This window comes from Niastella caeni (genome assembly GCF_004834005.1).
Lineage (GTDB): Bacteria > Bacteroidota > Bacteroidia > Chitinophagales > Chitinophagaceae > Niastella > Niastella caeni.
This window is the reverse complement of record NZ_STFF01000007.1, coordinates 69,597-90,900: the sequence shown is the minus strand read 5'-3', so window position 1 is coordinate 90,900 and position 21,304 is coordinate 69,597. Positions and strand designations below refer to the sequence as shown.

Below are 21,304 nucleotides of genomic sequence, written 5' to 3'. Positions count from 1 at the left end.
CAATCAATGACCAACCCCAAACAAAATAAAGACGCGCTGGGTAAGGGAATCCGTTCCCTGTTGCAGAATATCGATTCAGATCTGAAAAACGCATCCGGCAGCCTGAAACAGGAAGTTGCCCAAACGGTTACTGCCATATTGCGTATTCCCATTGACCAAATAGAGCCCAACCCGCGGCAGCCACGTCATGATTTCGATGAGCAGGCGCTGCAGGAACTGGCTTCTTCTATAAAGTTGCACGACATTGTGCAACCCATTACCGTTTCACAATTAGGTGCTGGCGGTAAATACCGCCTTATTTCGGGCGAACGCCGCTGGCGCGCTTCCAAAATTGCCGGCTTAAAAGACGTACCGGCTTATATCCGCCAGGCCAACGACCAGGAACTGCTGGAACTGGCCCTGCTCGAAAACCTGCAACGTGAAGACCTGAATGCGGTTGAAATTGCGTTGAGCTATAAACGTATGATGGAAGAGCTGAACTACACACAGGAACAGGTAGCTGAACGGATGGGCAAGGAAAGAAGTACTGTTGCGAACTATATCCGTTTGTTGAAATTACCACCGGATATTCAGGTGGCAGTTCGTAAAAGCGATATCAGCATGGGCCACGCCCGCGCATTGATCAATGTAGATACCGTAGACAAACAATTATTCATATTTAACGAGATCAGGAGCCGTAGTTTATCGGTTCGCCAAACAGAGGACCTGGTTCGTAAAATGTACAAGAGCGGTACCGCTGCCGGTGTTAAAGAATCGGTAAAAAGCTCTCTGCCTCCGGCGTACAAAAAAATTGAAGATAACTTAGCATCACATTTCAGTACCAAGGTTAAATTAAATCATAACAAAAACGGACACGGAGCAATTTCGATTGAATATTATTCAATCCAGGAACTGAATAAGATCTTAGATCAGATCGGTGTCTCGGCTTAAGTTCGCCTGCATGAAGAATGTTTTCTTTGTTATTGCGCTTATCCTGATATTACCTATGCTGGCCTTGTCGCAGCAGAAAGATAGCCTCATAGTAAAAGATACTACTGGTAAAATAGAAGCCAGCTCAAAGGTAATGAAGGCAAGAGGCTGGCGGGATTCCACCGGCAAGCGCACCTTTTCTCCCCGTAAGGCTGCTATTTATTCTGCTGTTCTTCCCGGTCTTGGCCAGATCTACAATAAAAAATACTGGAAAGTTCCCATCGTATACGCCGCTATTGGTATACCGGTTTACACTTTCTTTGATAACAAAACCTGGTATAACCGCACCCGGTATGCGTTGAAAGTAGCCGAAATGGACCACACTACCCAGGAGTATACCGATGCTCTGGCTGATGTACATTCTTCATTATTACCACTGGTAGATGGCACCAAAACAAACTCCCTGCTGAATTACCGGAATGAGTTCCGCAAAAACATGGACTACTCCATTTTATTCACCCTGCTGTTCTGGGGATTGAATGTGGTGGATGCCACTGTAGACGCTCACCTGAAAGGCTTTAATGTAAGCGACAACCTGGCAATGCAGGTAAGGCCGGCCATACTACCCAACCAGGCCATAGGCGTAAGCATCCTGTTTAAGTTCGCTGATAATCGGTCAAAAGCAATACCTTAGCGCGCTGAAAAGTTTCAAGTTAAAATAATTGCAAAGAGATGAAAATTGCTTTAATCGGGTACGGTAAAATGGGTCATGCCATTGAAGAAATTGCATTACAACGTGGCCATGAAATAGTTTTAAAAGTAGGAATTGAAAATATTGAGGACAATACCATCGAAAACATCCGAAAGGCCGATGTTGCTATTGAATTCACCGGTCCCGAAGTGGCTTTCGATAATGTAATTAAATGCCTGCAGGCAGGCGTACCTGTTGTTAGCGGTTCAACCGGCTGGTTGCAACGTTTTGATGAAGCCAAAGCCTTCTGTAATAAACAAAATGGCGCGCTGCTGTATGCCAGTAACTTTAGCGTAGGGGTAAATATTTTCTTCGCCATCAATAAAAAGCTGGCCGAACTGATAGCACCCCATAGGGAGTATAATGTATCGCTCACAGAGATCCACCATACCCAAAAGAAAGATGCGCCCAGCGGCACTGCCATTACCCTGGCAGAAGGAATATTGAAGTCGATAAGGCAAAAGAAACAATGGGTCAATGAGGCAAGCAATAACCCGGAAGACCTGCAGATCATCAGTGAGCGCATTGATCCGGCGCCGGGCACACATTCCATTACCTATACTTCAGACATCGATGACATTGAAATAAAACATACCGCCCATAACCGTAAAGGGTTTGCTACCGGGGCCGTTTTAGCTGCTGAATTTCTTCAAAATAAAAAGGGCATTTACAGTATGAGCGACGTACTGGGTTTATAGCCGGCCGAACAAATAAATTAAAATGCATATATGCTTAAATAACCCCGCAGGTGCGGGGTTATTTGTTTTAGGTAAAACAAAAAACAACTTTCTGACGAGGCAATTCCTGAAATAATTATTTCTAGTAATAAAAAGCATAAAAAAAGCGTCAGAATTTAATTAGCATAGCTGCTGAATGGCTCCTGTTAATTTTAGGCATAATTTGATATTCCTCAATTTTTATATTAATTGTTCTTTTCTGGCGGGTAATTTGGTAAATTTTAGGTAAGATTTACCAAACTACTGCCTGCATGAACTGTCTCAAACCGGATCATCCTTGCCTTGTATATACCTATCCTGCTTCAGTACACATTGCTGGATTTGGAAAAACAACATTCGATTATCCCTCTATACAATCCGTTTCAACTGCTTTTATTCCTGTTACTTCTATTCATGACCCTGTTTGCGGCAGTGGCAGAAGATTTGATATAATTATATATAAGGGCCTGGGGTAGAAAAGTCTGCGTGTGAAAATGAAGCCATATAACCATTATCGGCTGAATGTTTAACCTGCCAAACATGAAACGAAAAAAGATTCGAATGGCTATTGCAGAAGATCACCAGACGGTTATCGACGGAGTACTGTCGATGCTACACAAACATGAATATTTCAAAGCCGTTATTATTACTACCAACCCCCAGGAATTACTTCGTCAGATGGCCTGTACGCCTGTAGACATACTATTTGCCGATATAACCATGTTATACAGGAACGGTCATGAACTGGCCAACCAGGTAAAAGAGCTGTTTCCCCGGGTAAAAATGGTTGCCCTGTTCGAAAAAGGGCAGAACAACATTGTAAACACAATGATTGAAGAAGGTACATTAACCGGCTATATTTTAAAAAACACAGATAAACATACATTAACCAAAGAACTCGAAAACATGATAGAGCACATTTACACAAACGATAAATCGTTGAAGGAAAAACCGACTCCTGCTGTTCGTCTCAGAAAAGTAACGCCCGAAACCAGCCACCTTACCGAACGGGAACTGGAAGTGATCCGCCTCATAGAGCAGGAATACAGTAATAAACAGATCGCTGAAAGATTGTTCATCAGCGAACGCACTGTTGAAACCCACCGCAAGAACATTTTCCGCAAAACCAAAACCAATAGCGTTATCGGGCTTATTAAATATGCCTATGAACATAAGCTGGTAAACATTAGATGAGAATGCTTAACGCTCAAGGCTTAAAGCCTAAAGCCGGTTTCTGCGTTTTACGACTGCCGCAGCAGGCTGGCTGGCTTTTATTTCGGCATAAAGCGTTTTGCGTTCCGCCTTCCGGGTTCAGCATTTGGCGTTTTTCCTTAAGCGCTCTGCCTTCCATTTAAGATAGCGGATGATAAATAAATTATTTTATCTTACGGCCTTATAGCCCTGAGCTAAGCCTGCCTACCCGCAGGTAGGCCGAAGGGCCATTTTCGTGTTTTAAACTGAAAATACATGCTATCCAAGAAAGCCCAGTATGCCTTTAAGGCCTTGATGTACATGGCTGACAAAAAAGAAAATGAACCCATTCTCATTGCTGAAATTTCCAAAAAGAAACGCATCCCCCTGAAGTTCCTGGAGAACATCCTGCTGGAGCTAAAAAAAGCCGGCATACTAGACAGTAAAAAGGGAAAAGGCGGTGGCTACTTCTTTAAAGCATCGCCGAAGGAGGTTTCCCTGGCCAAAATTGTTCGCCTGATAGATGGCCCTATTGCCATGTTGCCCTGCGTAAGCCTGTACTTTTACGAGCGCTGTAAGAACTGCGACGAAAAGCAGTGCGGGTTACATGATATGATGGTGCTGGTACGGGATGCCAACCTGCGCATCCTGGAAAAGAAAACGGTAGCCGACCTTACCAAAAAGACGGTATAACCGCTTCACTATCACTCAATTTCACAATTGCCGTGAGTTTCATTCATATATTGTAGCTTTGCCGCCGAAAATAAACATTCAAACAGATATGTCTACTATCACTAAAAACATTGATTTTTCACTTCCCTATAAGGTAAAAGATATTAGCCTTGCAGAATGGGGTCGTAAAGAGATTCGCCTTGCAGAAGCTGAAATGCCGGGTTTAATGGCGTTACGTGCTGAGTATGGTCCTTCACAACCTTTAAAAGGCGCCCGCGTTGCCGGTTGTTTGCATATGACCATTCAAACTGCGGTGCTCATTGAAACCCTGGTAGCATTAGGCGCCGAGGTTAAATGGAGCTCCTGCAACATCTTCTCAACGCAAGATCATGCCGCTGCTGCTATTGCTGCTGCCGGTATTGGCGTATATGCCTGGAAAGGCCAAACTATTGAAGAAGCTGACTGGTGTATTGAACAAACATTGTTCTTTGGTGGCGCTGACCGTCCGCTGAATATGATCCTCGATGACGGTGGCGACCTTACCAACATTGTGTTTGATAAATACCCTGAACTGGTTCAACATATCCGTGGTTTGAGCGAAGAAACCACTACCGGTGTTCACCGTCTTTACGAAAGAATGGCCAAAGGCACTTTGCCTATCCCGGCCTTCAATGTAAACGATTCAGTTACCAAATCGAAATTTGATAATAAATACGGTTGTAAAGAAAGCCTGGTTGATGCCATTCGCCGCGCTACCGATGTAATGCTGGCTGGTAAAGTGGCTGTCGTTGGCGGTTATGGCGACGTAGGTAAAGGTTCTGCAGCTTCACTGGCTGGTGCAGGTTGTAGAGTTATTGTTACCGAAATAGATCCTATATGCGCTTTACAGGCGGCTATGGATGGCTTTGAAGTTAAGAAGATGATCGACGCTGTGAAAGAAGCCGATATTATCGTTACCGCTTCCGGTTGCCGCGACCTGATCACCGGCGCCCATTTCAAGGCGATGAAAGATAAAGCCATTGTTTGTAACATCGGCCACTTTGATATTGAAATTGATGTAGCCTGGTTGAACAATAATTACGGAAATACCAAAGACACCATTAAACCTCAGGTTGATTTGTATAGCATAGATGGTAAAGAGATCATTTTGCTGGCAGAAGGCCGCTTAGTGAACCTCGGTTGCGCTACAGGTCACCCCAGCTTTGTAATGAGTAACTCATTTACCAACCAAACGCTGGCGCAATTGGAACTGTGGACAAATCACAAGAATTACGAAAATAAAGTATACGTTCTGCCTAAACACCTGGATGAGAAAGTTGCCCGCCTGCACCTGAAAAAAATTGGTGTGCAGTTGGATGAACTCACCAATGAACAGGCTTCTTACCTGGGCATACCCAAAGAAGGACCGTTCAAGCCGGAACACTACAGGTATTAATTTCACCTGTATAGAATTTCAGCAAGCGTTTACATTCGCATATAAAAAACCCTCCGTTCTGATAGCTATCAGGAACGGAGGGTTTTTGTTTTACCATACAATACAACGGGTAATACTTTACATATGCCTGGCTTACAGCCAATTATAAGATTAAGAACTTATATAACACAGTATAAGCCCTTAAACTTATAATCCTATATTATAAGCCTACAGGCTTATAATTGCTAAATATAAGTCTATAGGCTTATAATTTGTATTTATAAGGCTATAGGCTTATATTTGTAAAAATCAGGTCAGGGTTATGGCTGCGGAAAAAAAAGCTATAGTAATCAGTGGAGATGTAGTCGGCTCATCTTATTTGAAACCGGGAGCCCGTAAAAAGCTGCAACATGTACTCGATATATTTATTTACGAGTCGGTTCAGAAATGGCCCGATCTTGAAGTAGAGCAATATCGCGGCGACAGCATACAGGCGATACTTACCAGCAATCGTTTAGCAGCATTGCGAATAACCCTTTTATTACACAGTTATTTAATACAGTATGCATTTAAAATGCGGCTGGCCATTGGAGTGGGAGAAATAAGCTTTAGAAGCAAACAGGTGATCACTTCCGATGGGTCGGCTTTCCAGGCATCTGGCCCCTACCTCGATACACTCGTAAAAAGCGGGGAATTGATCAGCATTGCCGGCAACGAAGAATTTACCAGCGAATGGCAGGTGCATAGTTCTTCACTCGATTATCTTATTCAACACTGGTCAATTCAACAGGCCGAAGCTATTTACCTGCAACTACAAGACCTTACCCAGGATGCCATAGCCCAAAAATTAAAAATTAAACAACCGGCGGTATACTATCGCCTTCAGGGTGCAGGCTGGTCGGTTGTTAATAAAATTCTCACCCGTTTTGAATCGGTTATCCCAACGGTTTAATTTATATTTAAGGCCGAACGCTCAACGCGAAACGCTTAACGCCAACTCAAAATTTTTTTGCCGGCTTTACTTTACTGAAACACCGAGAATGCAGCAGAAGGCAAAGAAAGCCGGTACGGTTGTAGCGTTAAGCCTAAAGCGGCCTTAAGCATTTTAACTATGGTAACCTTATTTCAATGGCTCTTCGCCCACCTCCTGGGCGATTTTATATTACAAACACGCTCTATGGTGCGCCATAAGCAACGATTGAAAGCCCGCTCCTGGATGCTTTATCTGCACTGCGCAATCCATGGTATACTCGTTTACCTGTTTGCACCCCGCTGGGACTTATGGATCATTCCTCTGCTGGTTATGTTCACGCACTACGTTATTGACCTGTGGAAACTAAATCAACCCGAAAAGGCGGTTTACTTTATTATAGACCAGGTTGCTCATATTCTTACGCTGTTTGTTTTATGGTGTTTATTTGTAGCGCCGGCAGGTTGGTTGCCCCAAAACTGGGTATCGGTAATGCATAGCCAAAAAGCATGGGCTATTGGTGTTGGATATTTGCTGGTTACCTTTCCGTTATCATTATTAATGGCCAGCGCTACCCAAAAATGGCGTCGCGAAGCGGAGGAAAACAGCGTGCGCTCATCTGTAAGCCTGAATGAAGCCGGAAAATGGATTGGTATTTTTGAACGCATCCTGGTATTTACCTTCGTTATCAGCAGCCATTTTGAAGGCATCGGTTTTTTAATTGCCGCCAAGTCGATCCTTCGATTTAACGATATTAAAGGAAATGAAGCCCGTAAAGAAGCTGAGTATATTTTAATTGGAACATTAATGAGCTTCTCTTTTTCAATAATGATCGGGCTTATCATAAGAAGCTTTATATAAGCCGGTTCTACCCTTCCCTGCTTCTGTATTCGATTTTAACAAACAATTTATAACACCCTGGCGTTCTTTATATAGAACAAAACAGTGTGTTTTATGAAAAATGAAGTAATAAACAGAAACCTACTGTTACTGTTGGTAATACCCGTTACGTTATTTCCCGGAGCGGGGCTGGCGCAACATAAAAAGGCCAAAAAGACCGCCCAGATAAAAGAGATCGTAGAAGCCAGGAATTATGTTTTCAAAGCCCAAACCGCATTACCGGCGTCAGGAAGTAGCCGGCAACTAACAACTGATTTTGATTTGCGGGTATCGAAAGATACGATCGTCAGCGATTTACCTTATTTTGGCCGTGCCTATACAGCACCGTTGAATCCTGTCGAAGGTCCGCTTCGGTTCACCTCAACAGATTTTCAATATTCGGTTACCAATAGAAAGAAAGGCGGATGGGATGTGATCATCACCCCGAAAGACCTGCAGGACCCGCGACAACTTACATTGAACATTTTCGATAATGGCACCGCCAATGTTATTGTTACCAGTTACAACCGGCAGCCTATTTCTTTTAATGGGTATGTTATCCCGAAGAATAATTGAGATTTTTCACCCGACATAAAAACAACAAAAGCTCCGCCTGGAGCTTTTGTTGTTTTTAAGAGTTTGTACTTACTAATAACACTTGATTTAAAGCAAGAGGAAAACCCAAAAATTGTTTTTGATCAATTTCAATTGATTGAGATCATGCAATTACTGCTTAAAAGCGATAATTGAATACTTTTGTTTGATGCAGGTCGTTTTTAACAGACCGGATGCGTACAGGCAAACACTTAACAACCCTCCCGTATTTCCACTAGTTCTACCACTTCGTATATCCCTAATTGAATGATGAAGTAAAAAAGATAACAGAGATCCTTATGTGGCAATTGATCCAAAACAACTTCTTCTCATAATCAGTCATCTATATGAGCAATGTCATATTATAAATACGCATTCCCACGTTAAATTTACATGTACACACTTACCTGGTCCTAAAAGTATATTTCGTAAAATCTCAAAATCCCTATGCACCAAACAAACTGCATGACTATGAATTACTACTACCCTAAAAAGCCAAACATCGCGCTTCAATTCCGCCAGGTTAATACCAAAACCAATAGCAATACAATGCATGTACAAAACAGCGTATTGCTCGACCATATCAGCGATGCCGTGATCTTTACTGATATGGACCTGCGCATCGTTTACATCAACAAGAAAGCAGAACAGGTTTTTGGCATCAGGTCGAAAGATGTGGCAGGCAGTCCTTTCATGGAGGTTATACAATACGAATACATCAACGATTCCCCGGAAGCCGCTTTGCAGATCTTACAACAAACAGGTAGCTGGCAGGGTAAGGTTGTTTTTACCAGAAAAGATAAGCAGCAATTCCACCTTTTATCGACAGTTACTTTTGCCAGGGATGAAAAAAATAGGCCGGTTGGTCTTATAGCCACATTGAAAGACATTACTGCCGAAGAAATAACCAATGAAGCTGTACGTAAAAACAAATTAGAACAACAGAAAGTAATTAACCAGTTAATGATAAAAACCCAGGAGAATGAAAGAAATGAACTGGGAAGAGAATTACACGACAACATTAACCAGATACTGGCCGCTGTAAAATTGCAGCTTGAATATAGCCTTGAAAATTATGACGAGGAAAAGAACACGATTGAAAGATGCAAAGAGAATATTGAAGAAGTTATCCGCGAAATTCGTAACCTGTCGCACCGGCTGGTTTTGCCAAGGTTTGCAGAAACGAGTCTGCAAACAGAAATACAAAAAACGATCGACAATATCCTGCAGCAACAACCTGTTTACCTGGATACGCACGGGTTGAATGAAACGCTTATTCCTGACAATATTAAAGAGACCTTATATCGTATTATACAGGAACAGCTAACCAACATCATCCGGCATGCAAAGGCCCCAAAAGCAATAATAAAGCTACACAATACAAATGCATCCGTGGTCCTTTGCATTGAAGACAATGGCATAGGCTTTAACCCAAGCCAGTCACGCAACGGTGTAGGTATTACTAACATTCTGAACCGCGTTGAAACCTATAACGGCTCAGTTCGAATTATTTCGGCACCCGGTAAAGGATGCCGGCTGGAAGTTTCCATTCCCTTAAAAAATGAGGAATGAAAAATTAATAAGAAATAAAAAAGGAATACAGGCTCCACCCTTTGGATCTCCGCTCTTAAAGCCATGTTGCTTTGTATCCCTTATTGGCTTTCTCTTTGATCAACTTATCCTTTTCCAGTTGGGCCGTAGTTTCTTTGCCAAAGGTCTTTACGTGCACCTGTCCTTTTGTACCCACTCTTCCATAACGCACGATCAATTTACAACCATCAAGCGCTGCTTCCCAGAACCGGCTGGTTTCCCCCTCGGCATTAATAAGCCGGTGAAACGTTAAATGATCATAAGGAGTGGCTGCCGCTGGCGTTTCAGTTTTAACAGCAGGAATACTCGTTACGCTTTCCGGTTGCCCGGCTGCATTTGCCGGTTCGTTTGTAACCACAGCTTCCGTAACTTTCTCGTCCTCCTGCCCTGGCTCCTGGTGCAATCGTTTTATTATTTGTTCCAGCACTTTATCGGGTTGGCTTAACCAGTCTTTTGCAAACACATTAATGGTACGCCAGTTAAACGTTTGCAAAATGGCCGGACGCTGATAATATTGCTCCAACAGGTTTTCATTCTTGTAATGCCGGTCATCATCCAGCAAAATACTCAGGCTATAGGTGGTATCACCTGGCCTGGCTTTTACCGCCAGCGAACATTTAAAATCAGATTGCCCTACCTGTTCCGCTACTTCATATCCTTTCTTTTCAAGCTGTTCCCTGATCTGTTGCAGAATAATGTTATCTCCTTTTGACCTCGATCTATCCTTTTTATGCAGCACCAGGCTATCTAATATGGTACGGGCCGATTTCATATCGCCGCAACTTACCAGTTCTGAATACTGTAAAAAGCGTTTAAAATAATTGGCGCCTTCATTATACTCATTGGTAATGTGATTATGCCGGATGCTGCTCACCACCGCCATATGCTTTTTAGCGCGGCTAAAAATTACATTCAATCTTTTCTCGCCACCTTTCTTGTTAATGGGCCCAAAATTCATGATCATCTTTCTGCGGGAGTCGAATCCGTAGCATACGCTCATAATTATAATGTCGCGCTCATCGCCCTGTACATTCTCAAGGTTCTTTACAAACAAGCCGGTGAACTGGTCCTCTTCCGTGCGGCTCCAGGCATCTTCCAACTGCTGCTCAAAATCTTTGTCTTTGGAAGCCAGATTGGTCAATGCATTTTCAATAGCTTCCTGTTGTTCCTGGCTGAATGCAACAATCCCTATGCTTTCTTTTATTTTCCGTTGAAGCAATGTTTTCACCAGGTGTGCTATATAATCTGCTTCGTCGGTATTTATACGCTTCTCGTATACACTATTGGGCAGAAAATGGAAACTGATACTGCGGTCAAATAATGCATCGGCATGTTTAACTGCTTCCTGCGGCTTGGTTATTTCAATTGATTTCTTTTCGGTATGATGAATGGTTTTGTCGGGAATGGTGAGCAGGTTCGCTTCATAAAAAGCGTGATTACTAAAGCTGATCAACGTTTCAAAGCGGCTTCTGTAATGCCACCCCAACATTACATTATTCAACTTTCTGGCGCCCTGCACCAACAGGCTGTCTGCATCGTTACTTAATAATTCATCCTCATTTTCGTCATTATATACCTCCAGGTCATCAGGATCTTCAGTTCGCACGGTAAAGAAATTGGTAGGCGGCATTTGTTTATCATCGCCAACGATGATCGTTTGTTTGGCGCGATACAATGCCGGAATACCCTCTTCGAGCGTGATCTGACTGGCTTCATCGAAGATCACCACATCAAAAAATCCAATATCTACCGGCAAGCTGTCACTTACACTTAACGGGCTCATGAGCCAAACCGATTTGAGGTCTTTCAAAACAAATCCGCTTTCTTTGGCCGACAGTTCGCGGATACTCTTGAACCGAATGCTTTTATTGAATTCGTTTTCCAGGATCTTCCGGCCCTCCGTATAATTCTTTTTAAATTCCCGTTGCTCCGGCGATAACTGGCTGCTGGCTATATTGCTTAATTCAACATTATTCAGGAACCGTTGCCTTACCGCAGCCCGGATGTAATCGGCATTTACTTTCAGCAATTGTTTGTAACAATGCTGTATTTGCCGAACCGCTTTTTCGATTGCATGCATATCGGTATTGGCAAATACTTTGTTGTACTGGTAAATGTGCGATAGCGTTTTATTCGCCATGCCGGCTTCTGCCTGTAACGGCGTAACCGGTACTTTTCTCAACACATCTTTCACCGATTCGGGCAACTCAGAATATTCACGCAAAGCGGGTAACAGATCACGCAGGCTTTCTGCGTTCATGCTTATGCTTTCCAACTCGTCGTAAATGTCGTTTACCGGTTTTGTATCGTACTCGTTTAAACACTGCTGTAACTGTGATTGCAGTTTTTGCATGTTGTGATTTAACTTGCTCAACCGCATTACCAATTGGTTTGCCTCCGCATGATGCAGTAAATAATCTATTTCTTTATCATCCTTTCTGGCCCTGATTCGTTCGATGCTTAAATGGGTCAGATCAACGTTATCAACTTTATATTGCTGCTGTAGAAAATGTCTTTCCATAGCCACCATATTGGCAGCATCGTATTCTTCTTTCAGTTGCTGCAATACAGTCACATAACCGGGATGTACCGCATGTTGCGAAAAATCATAACATTCATCGATCTTATTTTTAAGCCGGTTCCATTTACTATTCAGGAAGTTTAAGAAAGATTGTTCATACTTGGCAGCCAATGGAATGGCAGCCAGCATATCCTGTTCACTCAGCCTGGTTTTCCAGTTCTTGTTCCGTTCGCGGATCTGTTCATAATGCTGTTGCTGCTGTTTGTACAAATGAACGCCTTTATCGAATTTCCGGGCCGATTCATTCCCTTCATCTACCAGAGGCAGATTATCCGTTTCAGCCAGCGGGTTTAAAACAATAGCAACCTGCACTAAATTTTTAATCTGCTCCAACCGGTTGGTATGCTCAGGCGGAATATTATTCTCTTTCACTACCGAGGTAATATCCGTGAGCAAATTACGGCTGTGCGTTAACAGGTTTTCTAATACTACATGCGGATTTTCGTTGTTGAAAATGTTCTCATTTATTTTACTGAAGGGATGTTCTGCAAATGTTGGTTCTGCACCTGTTTCTTCAAGCGCATTGCTCAACTGCTGAATAACGTTGCCAAATTCCAGCCATTCCTTATAATGCGGTAATGCATCCACTTCCCGTACCGAGCGGGTTACCAGGTGATCTTTCAATTCCACCACCCGTTCCAGCAATTTCCTGAATTCGATCCCCGCCTGCTCAGGAATTGCAGTATGCGTAGCGTGAAACTGTTTCAACAGTTCCAGCTGCTCATTGGTTTGTTTTAATAATGCTTCCCGGCTCAACTGGATCCTTTCCAGGTCCATTTTATTTTTGGTAAAGTCTTCATAGGTCTCTTTCAGGTTCCTGATAAACTCTTTTTTGTCGCCCAGGCTGTCGTGAATGTAACAACATAACTCATCGAGCCCCTGTTGCTTCAGGCGATGATACACTACATCCAGCGCTGCCCGCTTTTCGCAAACAAACAAGATACTATGACCACGGGCGGCAAAATCGGCAATGAGGTTGGTGATCGTTTGGCTTTTACCCGTACCCGGAGGTCCCTGGATGATATAACTTTCTTTATCCCTGCTTTTTAATATAGCTTTTGTTTGTGTAGGATCTGCTGTAATAACATGATACCAGTCATCCGTGCTATTCCAGTTTTGTGTTGTTGCGCTGGTTGGCTTGGGCTTGCTGCTGAACAATTGCTCAAACACCTCATTGGGGACCTGGTTATCGATCACAAAATTGTAATCCCGCACCAGGCTCATTTTCTTATAATTGAAATTGCCCAATACAATGTTACACATATCAAAATCCCAGCTATAGGGATTGCCCTCGCTTTCTGAAAGCTCAAACAACGGCCTTCTTTTGTCGGGAACGCTTTCCGTCAATTGCGAAGGGGTAATCCTGGCGTCTTCATGGCCTAAAGACTCCAGGAAACCACGCTTCGGCTCAACCCGTTGCTTGAATATTTCAAGCCCCAACGGTTTGTATTGCTCTTGCTGATAGCTGTACCCAACATCTTTGTAATTGCTCAACTGCTTGCCGGTACGTTGTAACCGTTTTTTAAAATTAGTTACAGTTTGCTTGGCTACATTGTGCACCAGCCTGATGCGGGGTTTTTGAATATAATTCAGCACGATCCCCTGGTTGGCGGCATCAATCTGGCTTTTCAGCAGTTGATAGAATTGCTCGGGCGTCATTTCATCCAGGTCTACAAAATCGGGCAATTCAATACCATATAATTCTTTCAGATAACTGGCCAAAACCGGATTTACTTCAGCCACGTTATCAGTTATCTTTAATACGAAATGATCTTCTTTTAATTTTTTGTTCTTTTTTATTTCGGCTGGCACCAATAACAAAGGACTTTGAATGCGTTCATCGGGGTCCTCTTTCAGGTTATGCCAGTTCAAATACACAATAACCAGCTTCAACTGGCTAAAGCCGTATTCCTGGATGTCGCGTTGTGCTTCAATTCGTATTTTATCGAGAGAAGAAGGTAAATACAAATGATCTTCAAACCGCAGGTATTTGTTCAGCACAATTTCTTTCATCCCAATTACGCGGTCAGAAATTTCTTTATTCCAGGTAAATAATAATTCAGGACGAATGCTTTGGTAATGCAGCACCATGGGCACGCTGCTTACTGTTAAATTTACAAACCGCATATTCGGTTTATAATATAACAAGCGGTTACGCCTGCTGGTATCGAATAACCGGTTGCGCAACTTGTTTAATATAAGCTGGTTCCGGTTGGTTAAAGATTTATTGATCCAACCGGCAATATTACTCAGATCGGTTTGCTTTTCTGCATCATAGTCCCGGTAGTGTTGTAAGCGGTTTACAATATCATACAGGTCCTGCACACGCTTTTGCCTGCTCAACTCCGTCATTTCTGCAATCAGCGCACTAATGGTAGGATGAATGCGATGATTATATAGTATAGGATTGCTGCGGTATTTTGCAAATAAGGCCAGGTCTTTCTCTTCAAACAAATTCAGACCCAATGCCATACTGCCCAATACGCAACCAAGGCAAAAAATATCGGTCAGCTCATCATGGTGGCCCAGGGTCATTTCAAAACATCTGTAACCAGGAATAAACGCAGGGAACGATAAAGTTTCATTACCATTCAAATGTATATGTACGTTCTCTACTGACAGTGCGCTGTCATCTATATCAATATCAGGCCTTGCATTGCCCATCACCTCAAAATGACGGGCTTTATTTTTTTCAAACAAGGCAATTACTTTCCCAATAGCATTCATGGGTTTGTGGGCCGCTCTTTCATCAACGTCCAGCCGGTTGTCTGAGATGAACAGTGCATGTTCATTCTCAAATGGAGCTACCAGCCCGGCTTCATGAAAGCCGATCACTTCTTTACACAAAGGCAGCACAAATGCAATTACATCATCTGTAGCATAGTCTCCATTATTAAAAGCCGTTTTCAGAAATTGCCTGAATGATTGAACCTGTATTGACATAAAAACAATTTGAAATTTAAATAATTTAAAAATTTGAAAATGGGTAACACCGGTTTACTTATGAGCCGCCATTTTCAAACTGGCTCATTTTCAAATTTTCAAATTCGCTTTCATATACCTGTTCCCTTTCACCTTCTTTTATTTTATACCAGGCAGACATTGTTTTTTGTTTGTGCTGCTGCAGTTTTTTGTCGCTCAGTTGTAACTCTTTTTTAACAATGGCGTCAAAAACGTCTTTTAATTGTATGCTTTCCGCAAACTGAAAAGCCCAGCCAAAAGGAATTTGTTCCAGTTCTCCATCAACCAATGCAAAATCGAGCATAATATATCCCAGGTAATCCCTGATGCTGGTATGAGATTCACCTATTGATTCTATAAGCTCTTCATCCAGTATAACAGTATCATCGTAGGAAAAATCGGCAAAATATTGTTTGGCCAGGCTGGTCACCAATGTACTTCTAAACCAGTTTGGCTTTAACAACAGTTGCATAAACTTTTTGGTTAACTGCAAAAGCTCTTTTTGCTTAAATACATCCAGTTGGTCCAGGTCGGTCATACCCTCGATCATTTTTATTATTTCATCTTCAGCGGCTTCCTTTTTTTCATGCCAAAGCTGAAGGGCCCTGGCCCTGATAAAATTTTCGGGGTGTGAGACGGTAGCTGCTTTAACGCCGCTGGCAGTTGAAAAAATTTCATCGGCCTGATTGGTATAGCTTTCCGCACTTACTTTATCTAAACCGGTTGCAATCTTAACCAGGGAGGTAATAACCGGCCTGGTATCTTCCACAACCGTATAGGCGCCCCGGTCGCAAAATATTTCAGTGTATAATCTATATAAACGCGCTGTTTCGTAATAAGCAGCATCACTGTTGTAGTTACCCGCAATTGCCATAATAATACGCTCTGCAGTTTCCAGCTCACCCTGTAACATACTGTACAATTTTATATGGGTAAGCTCATGCGCCAGTATTGCCAGCAGTTCATCTTCATCTAACAATTGTGTTATGCGACCGCTGAAAACAATATGCGCTTCATTGTTAAGGAAAACTATGCTGGCGTTCATTTCATCGGTGTATTGAGCCTGGTATACGGTTACGGGCAATTGCTCTAACCCCAATTTATTTTTAGCTTTATTAACTTTTTCATAAATACCGGCGTCGGCTGCAACGTCAAATTTGTAAGTATTTTTTAACAATTCTGTTTTGTACTGAGCCAACTGCTCCTCTTTCGTTTTTACCGCCGCAAAGAAATTCCATGTCTTTGTTTGTTGAGCAAAATGATCACGAACTTTCAAGTGATATGGAAGCGCTTGTAACATATATTGGTATATATAGTATAAAAGAATAAATATATTGGGAACATTGTACAGCCTGATACGGTACAGGATATCAGAAAGAGAATGATTTGTGATTGATTCTTACATATTCCGGAACAAATTCTTTCGGTACAATGTCAACGGCTTTCCGGAATACCGCACAGGCGAACTTGTAATAATTTCAAATACTATGCCTTTTTTACGTAACGCCTCGTTATATGATTTATTAGCACCCAACCAGGTATAGGGATAAAATGTGGAAAACCTCAAACACTTCGAAGATAAAAACAAAGGCCTCCCCGATGCATTTTCTCCTTTCATCTATTTGTTTAATTCTATTTAAGCAACGCCCTATATCTTCAGGTTGTTAAATAGCAGTACCAAAAGCGGCCCTGGTGGTGCTGCCTCTTTTATCAGCAATGGTGGTTTTTAACATATATCCAAACTGTAGCCCTCCGGGCGCCGCATTTTTTGAAGTGAATACAGGATGAACCACGTATAAATTCAAACAGGCATAAACGTAATAAGAAGGTTTGTTTTCGTAAAAGTTTAAAAGGTGGGAATTCATTCTTCTACATGGCAATTGTTGACCAACACCTGTTTATTTTGCCGCAATATGTTAGCTGTAGATCTTGATGGAGAGATTTCGAAGCGCAGATAGGGGGAGAGCCTGAATTGCCAGCTTACTTATATCCACTTTTGGCAGGCTGCTTCATACTTTGCAATACTTTTTGCAATACGGTAATGGAACTAAGCTTTGAAACAAATGCATGGGCGCCAGCGGCTAAAGCCCGTTCTTCATCTTTTTTATTATTTGCTATTGAAAAAGCGATGATCTTTATTTCAGGCCATTTTTCTTTCAGCACGGCGATGGTCTCATATCCATTCATTTCCGGCATATTAATGTCTGTAATACAAATATCCGGGGCATTGGCTTTAGTTAATTTCCTGAACAGATCTTTTCCATTAACCGCTTCCAGCACAACAACATATCCCCACAATGATATAATATCCTGCATACAGTTCCTGATAATAGGAGAATCATCAATCAACGCTACCTTGATACCTAAACTCTTCATAATTATATAAATTAGAATACTTTCTATGCCGCTTTACAGATATAGAAAAGAGTTGCAGCACAAAAATCAAAATAGTGCAATATCCCTTATAAAGGCCGAGGTTTAAACAGGTTTGACCAGGATGATTGAGGGTGAGGAATGGCTATATGGCAAGAATCATTACAACGAAGGTAATTCAGTATTTAAGCGATTAAAAATATCCGGCAGCCATAAAGTGGCGAACCAATGTTATCACTTTATAGAACTAAAGGTTTTCATGTATCCTGCAGAAATAACGTCTTTATGACATTTTTAATTTTTTCAAGGAAGTAAAACTAGTTACTAACAATTCTGCATTAACTTATGGTAATCTAAAAATAAAAAGTTAATCTTGTTCTCGAATCGTTTTCTATGAAAAGTTTGTAAGTGTGTGCTGCATGATTATGTACCCCATTAAGCAAATGGAAAACGAGATACCCAATAGTACCACCAACCAACTGTTCATACAGTACATTAGCGAAGCTGCCGTATATACCGATAACAGCTTCATTATTACGTCATGTAACGAAGCAGCCGCTGCTTTATTTAATCACAGACTTCACGATATACTGGGTTTCGATATATCTTTCCTGACTCCCTCTTCAGAAACAAACAGCCAGTCGCTCCCACTAAAAAACACCGCATTTACACAAGGGACAATACCATTTGTAAATAGCGAAGGCAAAAAAATACAAGTTCATATTACCCGGCATACCATTGACGCCGAATCTATTAGCGGCGGCTATTTATTTATTTTCAAACCAATTGATCAAAATAATAGAATTGGCGCACGCTCAGCAACAGGCAACGGTTTATATGCTGAATCAACAGGAGGCGCAATACTACACAGCGAAGCAGCATACTATTGGCCGGTTGAACAGTACGGCGATGCGATCATTGTTTTCAATAAAAAATTCTATTGCCTCGATGCTAATATAAAAGCCTGCCATTTAACAGGATACACCCGGCAGGAATTGACGCAGTTAAACCTGACGGATCTTTTGCATTTTGAAGAGCTGCGTCAGCAAATGCCTGAAAAAGCCGCTTTGGAATCAGGTGAAAAGATCTTGTGGGAGAAAAAGATGCGGTCAAAGGATGGCTCAACGTATTATGCCGAATGTGTGTTGCAACAAATAGATGATGACCGGATCCTTTCTTTTATGCGCGATATTACCAAACAGAAAAAAACGGAACTGGCTCTGGCGCAAAGCGAAGAAAGGCATCGCCTGCTTTTTCAACAAAGCCCCTTGCCCATGTTTGTAATGGACCTGCAAACCTTTTACTTCCTGGATGTAAATGAAGCAGCCATTACTTCATATGGTTATTCAAAACAGGAGTTCCTTCAATTGCGTGCGCTTGACATTCGCCCTGAAGAGGACTATAAAATATTCTATAAAAAGGTTCATACCATAAGTTCCGGGCTGGTGAGTATGGGTTTATTCAGGCACATAAAAAAGAACGGTACCATCATTGACGTGGAAGTTTACTCACATGATTTTGTTTACAACGATAAGATCTCGCGGCTGATACTGGCAGTTGATATAACAGAAAAACTGGAAGCTATCCGGGAATACAGAAAAACCACCGTTCAGTTACGCGAACTTTCAGATCACCTTTTAAACATCCGGGAAACTGAGCGTACCAGCATTGCCCGGGAAATACATGACGAGCTGGGCCAACACCTTACCATTTTAAAAATGGATATTTCCTGGCTTCATCAAAAGCTACAAAAATATAAAGACGCCACGGTTCTGCAGAAAACAAGCGACACCCTTCAGCTATTGAATGAAACCATTAAAACGGTCCGGCGGATTGCTACCGACCTACGACCTAGTATGCTTGACGATCTGGGACTTATTGAAGCCATAGAATGGCAAAGCAAGGAATTTGAAAACAGGTCAGGTATTAAAATCAGTTTCGAATCAACCATTTCCCACTTGCCTGTTGCTACTTCAGTGGCCACGTCCCTTTTCAGAATATACCAGGAAGCATTGACCAATATTGGCCGCCACGCAATGGCGAAAAATGTTTACAGCAAAATGCATTTAGAAAATGATACAATAATCTTAACGATACAAGATGACGGAATTGGTTTTGATATGAATACACTGGACGCCAAAAAAACATTGGGATTGCTGGGAATGAAAGAGCGTACGTTAATGATGGCAGGCCGGTTCGAAATAAACAGTAAAGCAGGAGAAGGCACTACTATTGTAATTAGCACTCCGTGCAATTGAATGGTATGGCTGAATCACAAATGGATCAACAAAATAGCTGATAATCCGTTTATGGTCCGTTAAAACAAGCTGATCCAGGATAGTATTAATAAATATAAAATGCCCTGAGAACACAAGGTGTTACGGGCTGCAAAAATGATTGAAAAATAACCCGACCATGAAAGTACTGGTTGCCGATGATCATGCGATAGTTCGAAAAGGACTGAAACAGATCTTATTGGATGAATATCCTTTTGGCGAAATAGAAGAATGTTCTAATGCTGAAGAATTACTGCAAAAAGCCAATGATGGCAAATGGGATGTAATTATCAGCGATATTTCAATGCCCGGACGAAGCGGCCTGGAAGCATTGCATCAGATCCGGCTCTCCCATCCTCGTTTGCCGGTGCTTATTTTGAGCATGCATCCGGAGGAACAATATGCCATCCGTGCCTTAAAAGCAGGTGCTTCCGGCTATTGCAGTAAAGACCTGGCCCATGAAGAGCTGGTAAAAGCAGTAAGGCGGGTGCTTACGGGCAAGAAATATATTACGCCGTCGCTGGCGGAAACCCTGGCCAGCCAACTGGAGGAAGAAACGCAACCTGAGCCCTATAAACGACTTTCAGACAGGGAATTTGATGTCTTCAAATTACTGGCAGCCGGCAAATCGGTGTCTGAAATAGCGGAAGGTCTTTCTTTAAGCACCACTACAATTAGTACATACCGGTCCCGCATTCTGGGTAAGATGGGCCTTAAAACCAATGCCGATCTCACTCGCTATGCACTGGAAAAAAAGCTTATTTAAACGATCATATTTAATTTAAAACTGTAATAAACCGATGATAACCAAACAGTATAAAAGTTATTTAAACGTTTATTATAAAAATTGTATTTTATACAACATTTAAACCAGGCAACCGTTTTTTTGCAGTGTCGAATTTATACTACACGGAGAACGGTGGAATAATTACAAAATAAACATATACTGCACTATTTATTAAAGGCAAGTTAATATGTTAAATTTGGTAGAAAGCCTTGATTATGGGTAGCGATAAATTCACTGTGTTGGTTGTTGACGATTCCGTCAAATTCAGACAACGCGTTACCTGCTTTCTCAACGATCGAAACCTTCATCCTGTTTTACAAGCCTGCAATTATGAAGAGGCCGTTAACTGGCTTATAAAAACCAAAGTCCATTTAGCATTACTGGATATCAATATGCCCGGCAAAAGCGGTATTGAATTATTGAAACTGATCAGAAGCAGCTATCCTGGTACCAAAGTATGGATGATCAGTAACCATGCCGATGAATATTATAAACAGATTTGTCTGTCGACCGGAGCTGATCACTTTTTTGATAAATCAATGGATTTTGAAGAAATCGAAAACAAAACATCAATGATCTGTAAAGAAATACAAAACCAGAACGAACTGAATAACCCTTCAATGGTTACCAGGTGAAAACT

At 41.9% G+C, this 21,304-nt stretch carries 17 protein-coding genes; 13 read left to right on the top strand and 4 right to left on the bottom strand.

Annotated features, from left to right (window positions below; genetic code table 11):
• Positions 1-6: 6 nt before the first annotated feature.
• The 10 genes from FAM09_RS22600 (at position 7) to FAM09_RS22555 (ending at position 9,668) form a co-directional block, all read left to right on the top strand.
• Positions 7-930: a ParB/RepB/Spo0J family partition protein gene (locus tag FAM09_RS22600; RefSeq protein ID WP_136579435.1), complete on the top strand. Its 924-nt coding sequence runs from the start codon at positions 7-9 to the stop codon at positions 928-930.
• A gap of 10 nt (positions 931-940) precedes the next feature.
• A complete protein-coding gene (locus tag FAM09_RS22595; protein WP_136579434.1) occupies positions 941-1,603 on the top strand; it encodes a DUF5683 domain-containing protein in 663 nt (220 codons plus the stop codon).
• Positions 1,604-1,641: 38 nt separating this feature from the next.
• Positions 1,642-2,358, top strand: a complete 717-nt coding sequence (gene dapB / locus FAM09_RS22590; protein WP_136579433.1) for a 4-hydroxy-tetrahydrodipicolinate reductase — start codon at positions 1,642-1,644, stop codon at positions 2,356-2,358.
• 558 nt (positions 2,359-2,916) lie between these two features.
• Positions 2,917-3,570 carry a response regulator transcription factor gene (locus FAM09_RS22585; protein WP_166437245.1) on the top strand — a complete coding sequence of 218 codons (654 nt, stop codon included), beginning with the start codon at positions 2,917-2,919 and terminating at the stop codon, positions 3,568-3,570.
• 273 nt (positions 3,571-3,843) lie between these two features.
• Positions 3,844-4,260, top strand: coding sequence for an RrF2 family transcriptional regulator (locus FAM09_RS22580; protein ID WP_136579431.1), 417 nt, complete (start codon positions 3,844-3,846; stop codon positions 4,258-4,260).
• Between the two features lie 88 nt (positions 4,261-4,348).
• A complete protein-coding gene (gene ahcY, locus FAM09_RS22575) occupies positions 4,349-5,674 on the top strand; it encodes an adenosylhomocysteinase (protein WP_136579430.1) in 1,326 nt (441 codons plus the stop codon).
• Positions 5,675-5,975: 301 nt separating this feature from the next.
• Complete coding sequence (locus tag FAM09_RS22570; protein WP_136579429.1) at positions 5,976-6,605, top strand: hypothetical protein; 630 nt, start codon at positions 5,976-5,978, stop codon at positions 6,603-6,605.
• Between the two features lie 159 nt (positions 6,606-6,764).
• Positions 6,765-7,484 carry a DUF3307 domain-containing protein gene (locus tag FAM09_RS22565; RefSeq protein WP_136579428.1) on the top strand — a complete coding sequence of 240 codons (720 nt, stop codon included), beginning with the start codon at positions 6,765-6,767 and terminating at the stop codon, positions 7,482-7,484.
• A 93-nt stretch (positions 7,485-7,577) separates the two neighbouring features.
• Positions 7,578-8,078 carry a DUF4251 domain-containing protein gene (locus FAM09_RS22560; RefSeq protein ID WP_136579427.1) on the top strand — a complete coding sequence of 167 codons (501 nt, stop codon included), beginning with the start codon at positions 7,578-7,580 and terminating at the stop codon, positions 8,076-8,078.
• 489 nt (positions 8,079-8,567) lie between these two features.
• Positions 8,568-9,668 (top strand): PAS domain-containing sensor histidine kinase, encoded by a 1,101-nt coding sequence (locus tag FAM09_RS22555; protein WP_166437244.1) that lies wholly within the window; start codon positions 8,568-8,570, stop codon positions 9,666-9,668.
• 55 nt (positions 9,669-9,723) lie between these two features.
• Here FAM09_RS22555 and FAM09_RS22550 read toward each other — a convergent pair whose 3' ends face one another.
• The 4 genes from FAM09_RS22550 to FAM09_RS22535 form a co-directional block, all read right to left on the bottom strand.
• A complete protein-coding gene (locus FAM09_RS22550; protein ID WP_136579425.1) occupies positions 9,724-15,210 on the bottom strand; it encodes an AAA domain-containing protein in 5,487 nt (1,828 codons plus the stop codon).
• Positions 15,211-15,268: 58 nt separating this feature from the next.
• Positions 15,269-16,528, bottom strand: a complete 1,260-nt coding sequence (locus tag FAM09_RS22545) for a M48 family metalloprotease (RefSeq protein WP_136579424.1) — start codon at positions 16,526-16,528, stop codon at positions 15,269-15,271.
• A 364-nt stretch (positions 16,529-16,892) separates the two neighbouring features.
• Positions 16,893-17,093 (bottom strand): hypothetical protein, encoded by a 201-nt coding sequence (locus FAM09_RS22540; protein WP_136579423.1) that lies wholly within the window; start codon positions 17,091-17,093, stop codon positions 16,893-16,895.
• 115 nt (positions 17,094-17,208) lie between these two features.
• Positions 17,209-17,604: a response regulator gene (locus tag FAM09_RS22535; protein WP_136579422.1), complete on the bottom strand. Its 396-nt coding sequence runs from the start codon at positions 17,602-17,604 to the stop codon at positions 17,209-17,211.
• Between the two features lie 440 nt (positions 17,605-18,044).
• On the opposite strand from FAM09_RS22535, the gene FAM09_RS22530 reads away from it, so the two are divergent.
• The 3 genes from FAM09_RS22530 (at position 18,045) to FAM09_RS22520 (ending at position 21,299) form a co-directional block, all read left to right on the top strand.
• Positions 18,045-19,859 carry a sensor histidine kinase gene (locus tag FAM09_RS22530; RefSeq protein ID WP_166437243.1) on the top strand — a complete coding sequence of 605 codons (1,815 nt, stop codon included), beginning with the start codon at positions 18,045-18,047 and terminating at the stop codon, positions 19,857-19,859.
• Between the two features lie 157 nt (positions 19,860-20,016).
• Positions 20,017-20,643, top strand: a complete 627-nt coding sequence (locus FAM09_RS22525) for a response regulator (RefSeq protein WP_136579420.1) — start codon at positions 20,017-20,019, stop codon at positions 20,641-20,643.
• 236 nt (positions 20,644-20,879) lie between these two features.
• The gene (locus FAM09_RS22520) at positions 20,880-21,299 is read left to right on the top strand and encodes a response regulator (protein WP_136579419.1); all 420 of its coding nucleotides are present in this window, start codon (positions 20,880-20,882) and stop codon (positions 21,297-21,299) included.
• Positions 21,300-21,304 lie beyond the last annotated feature (5 nt).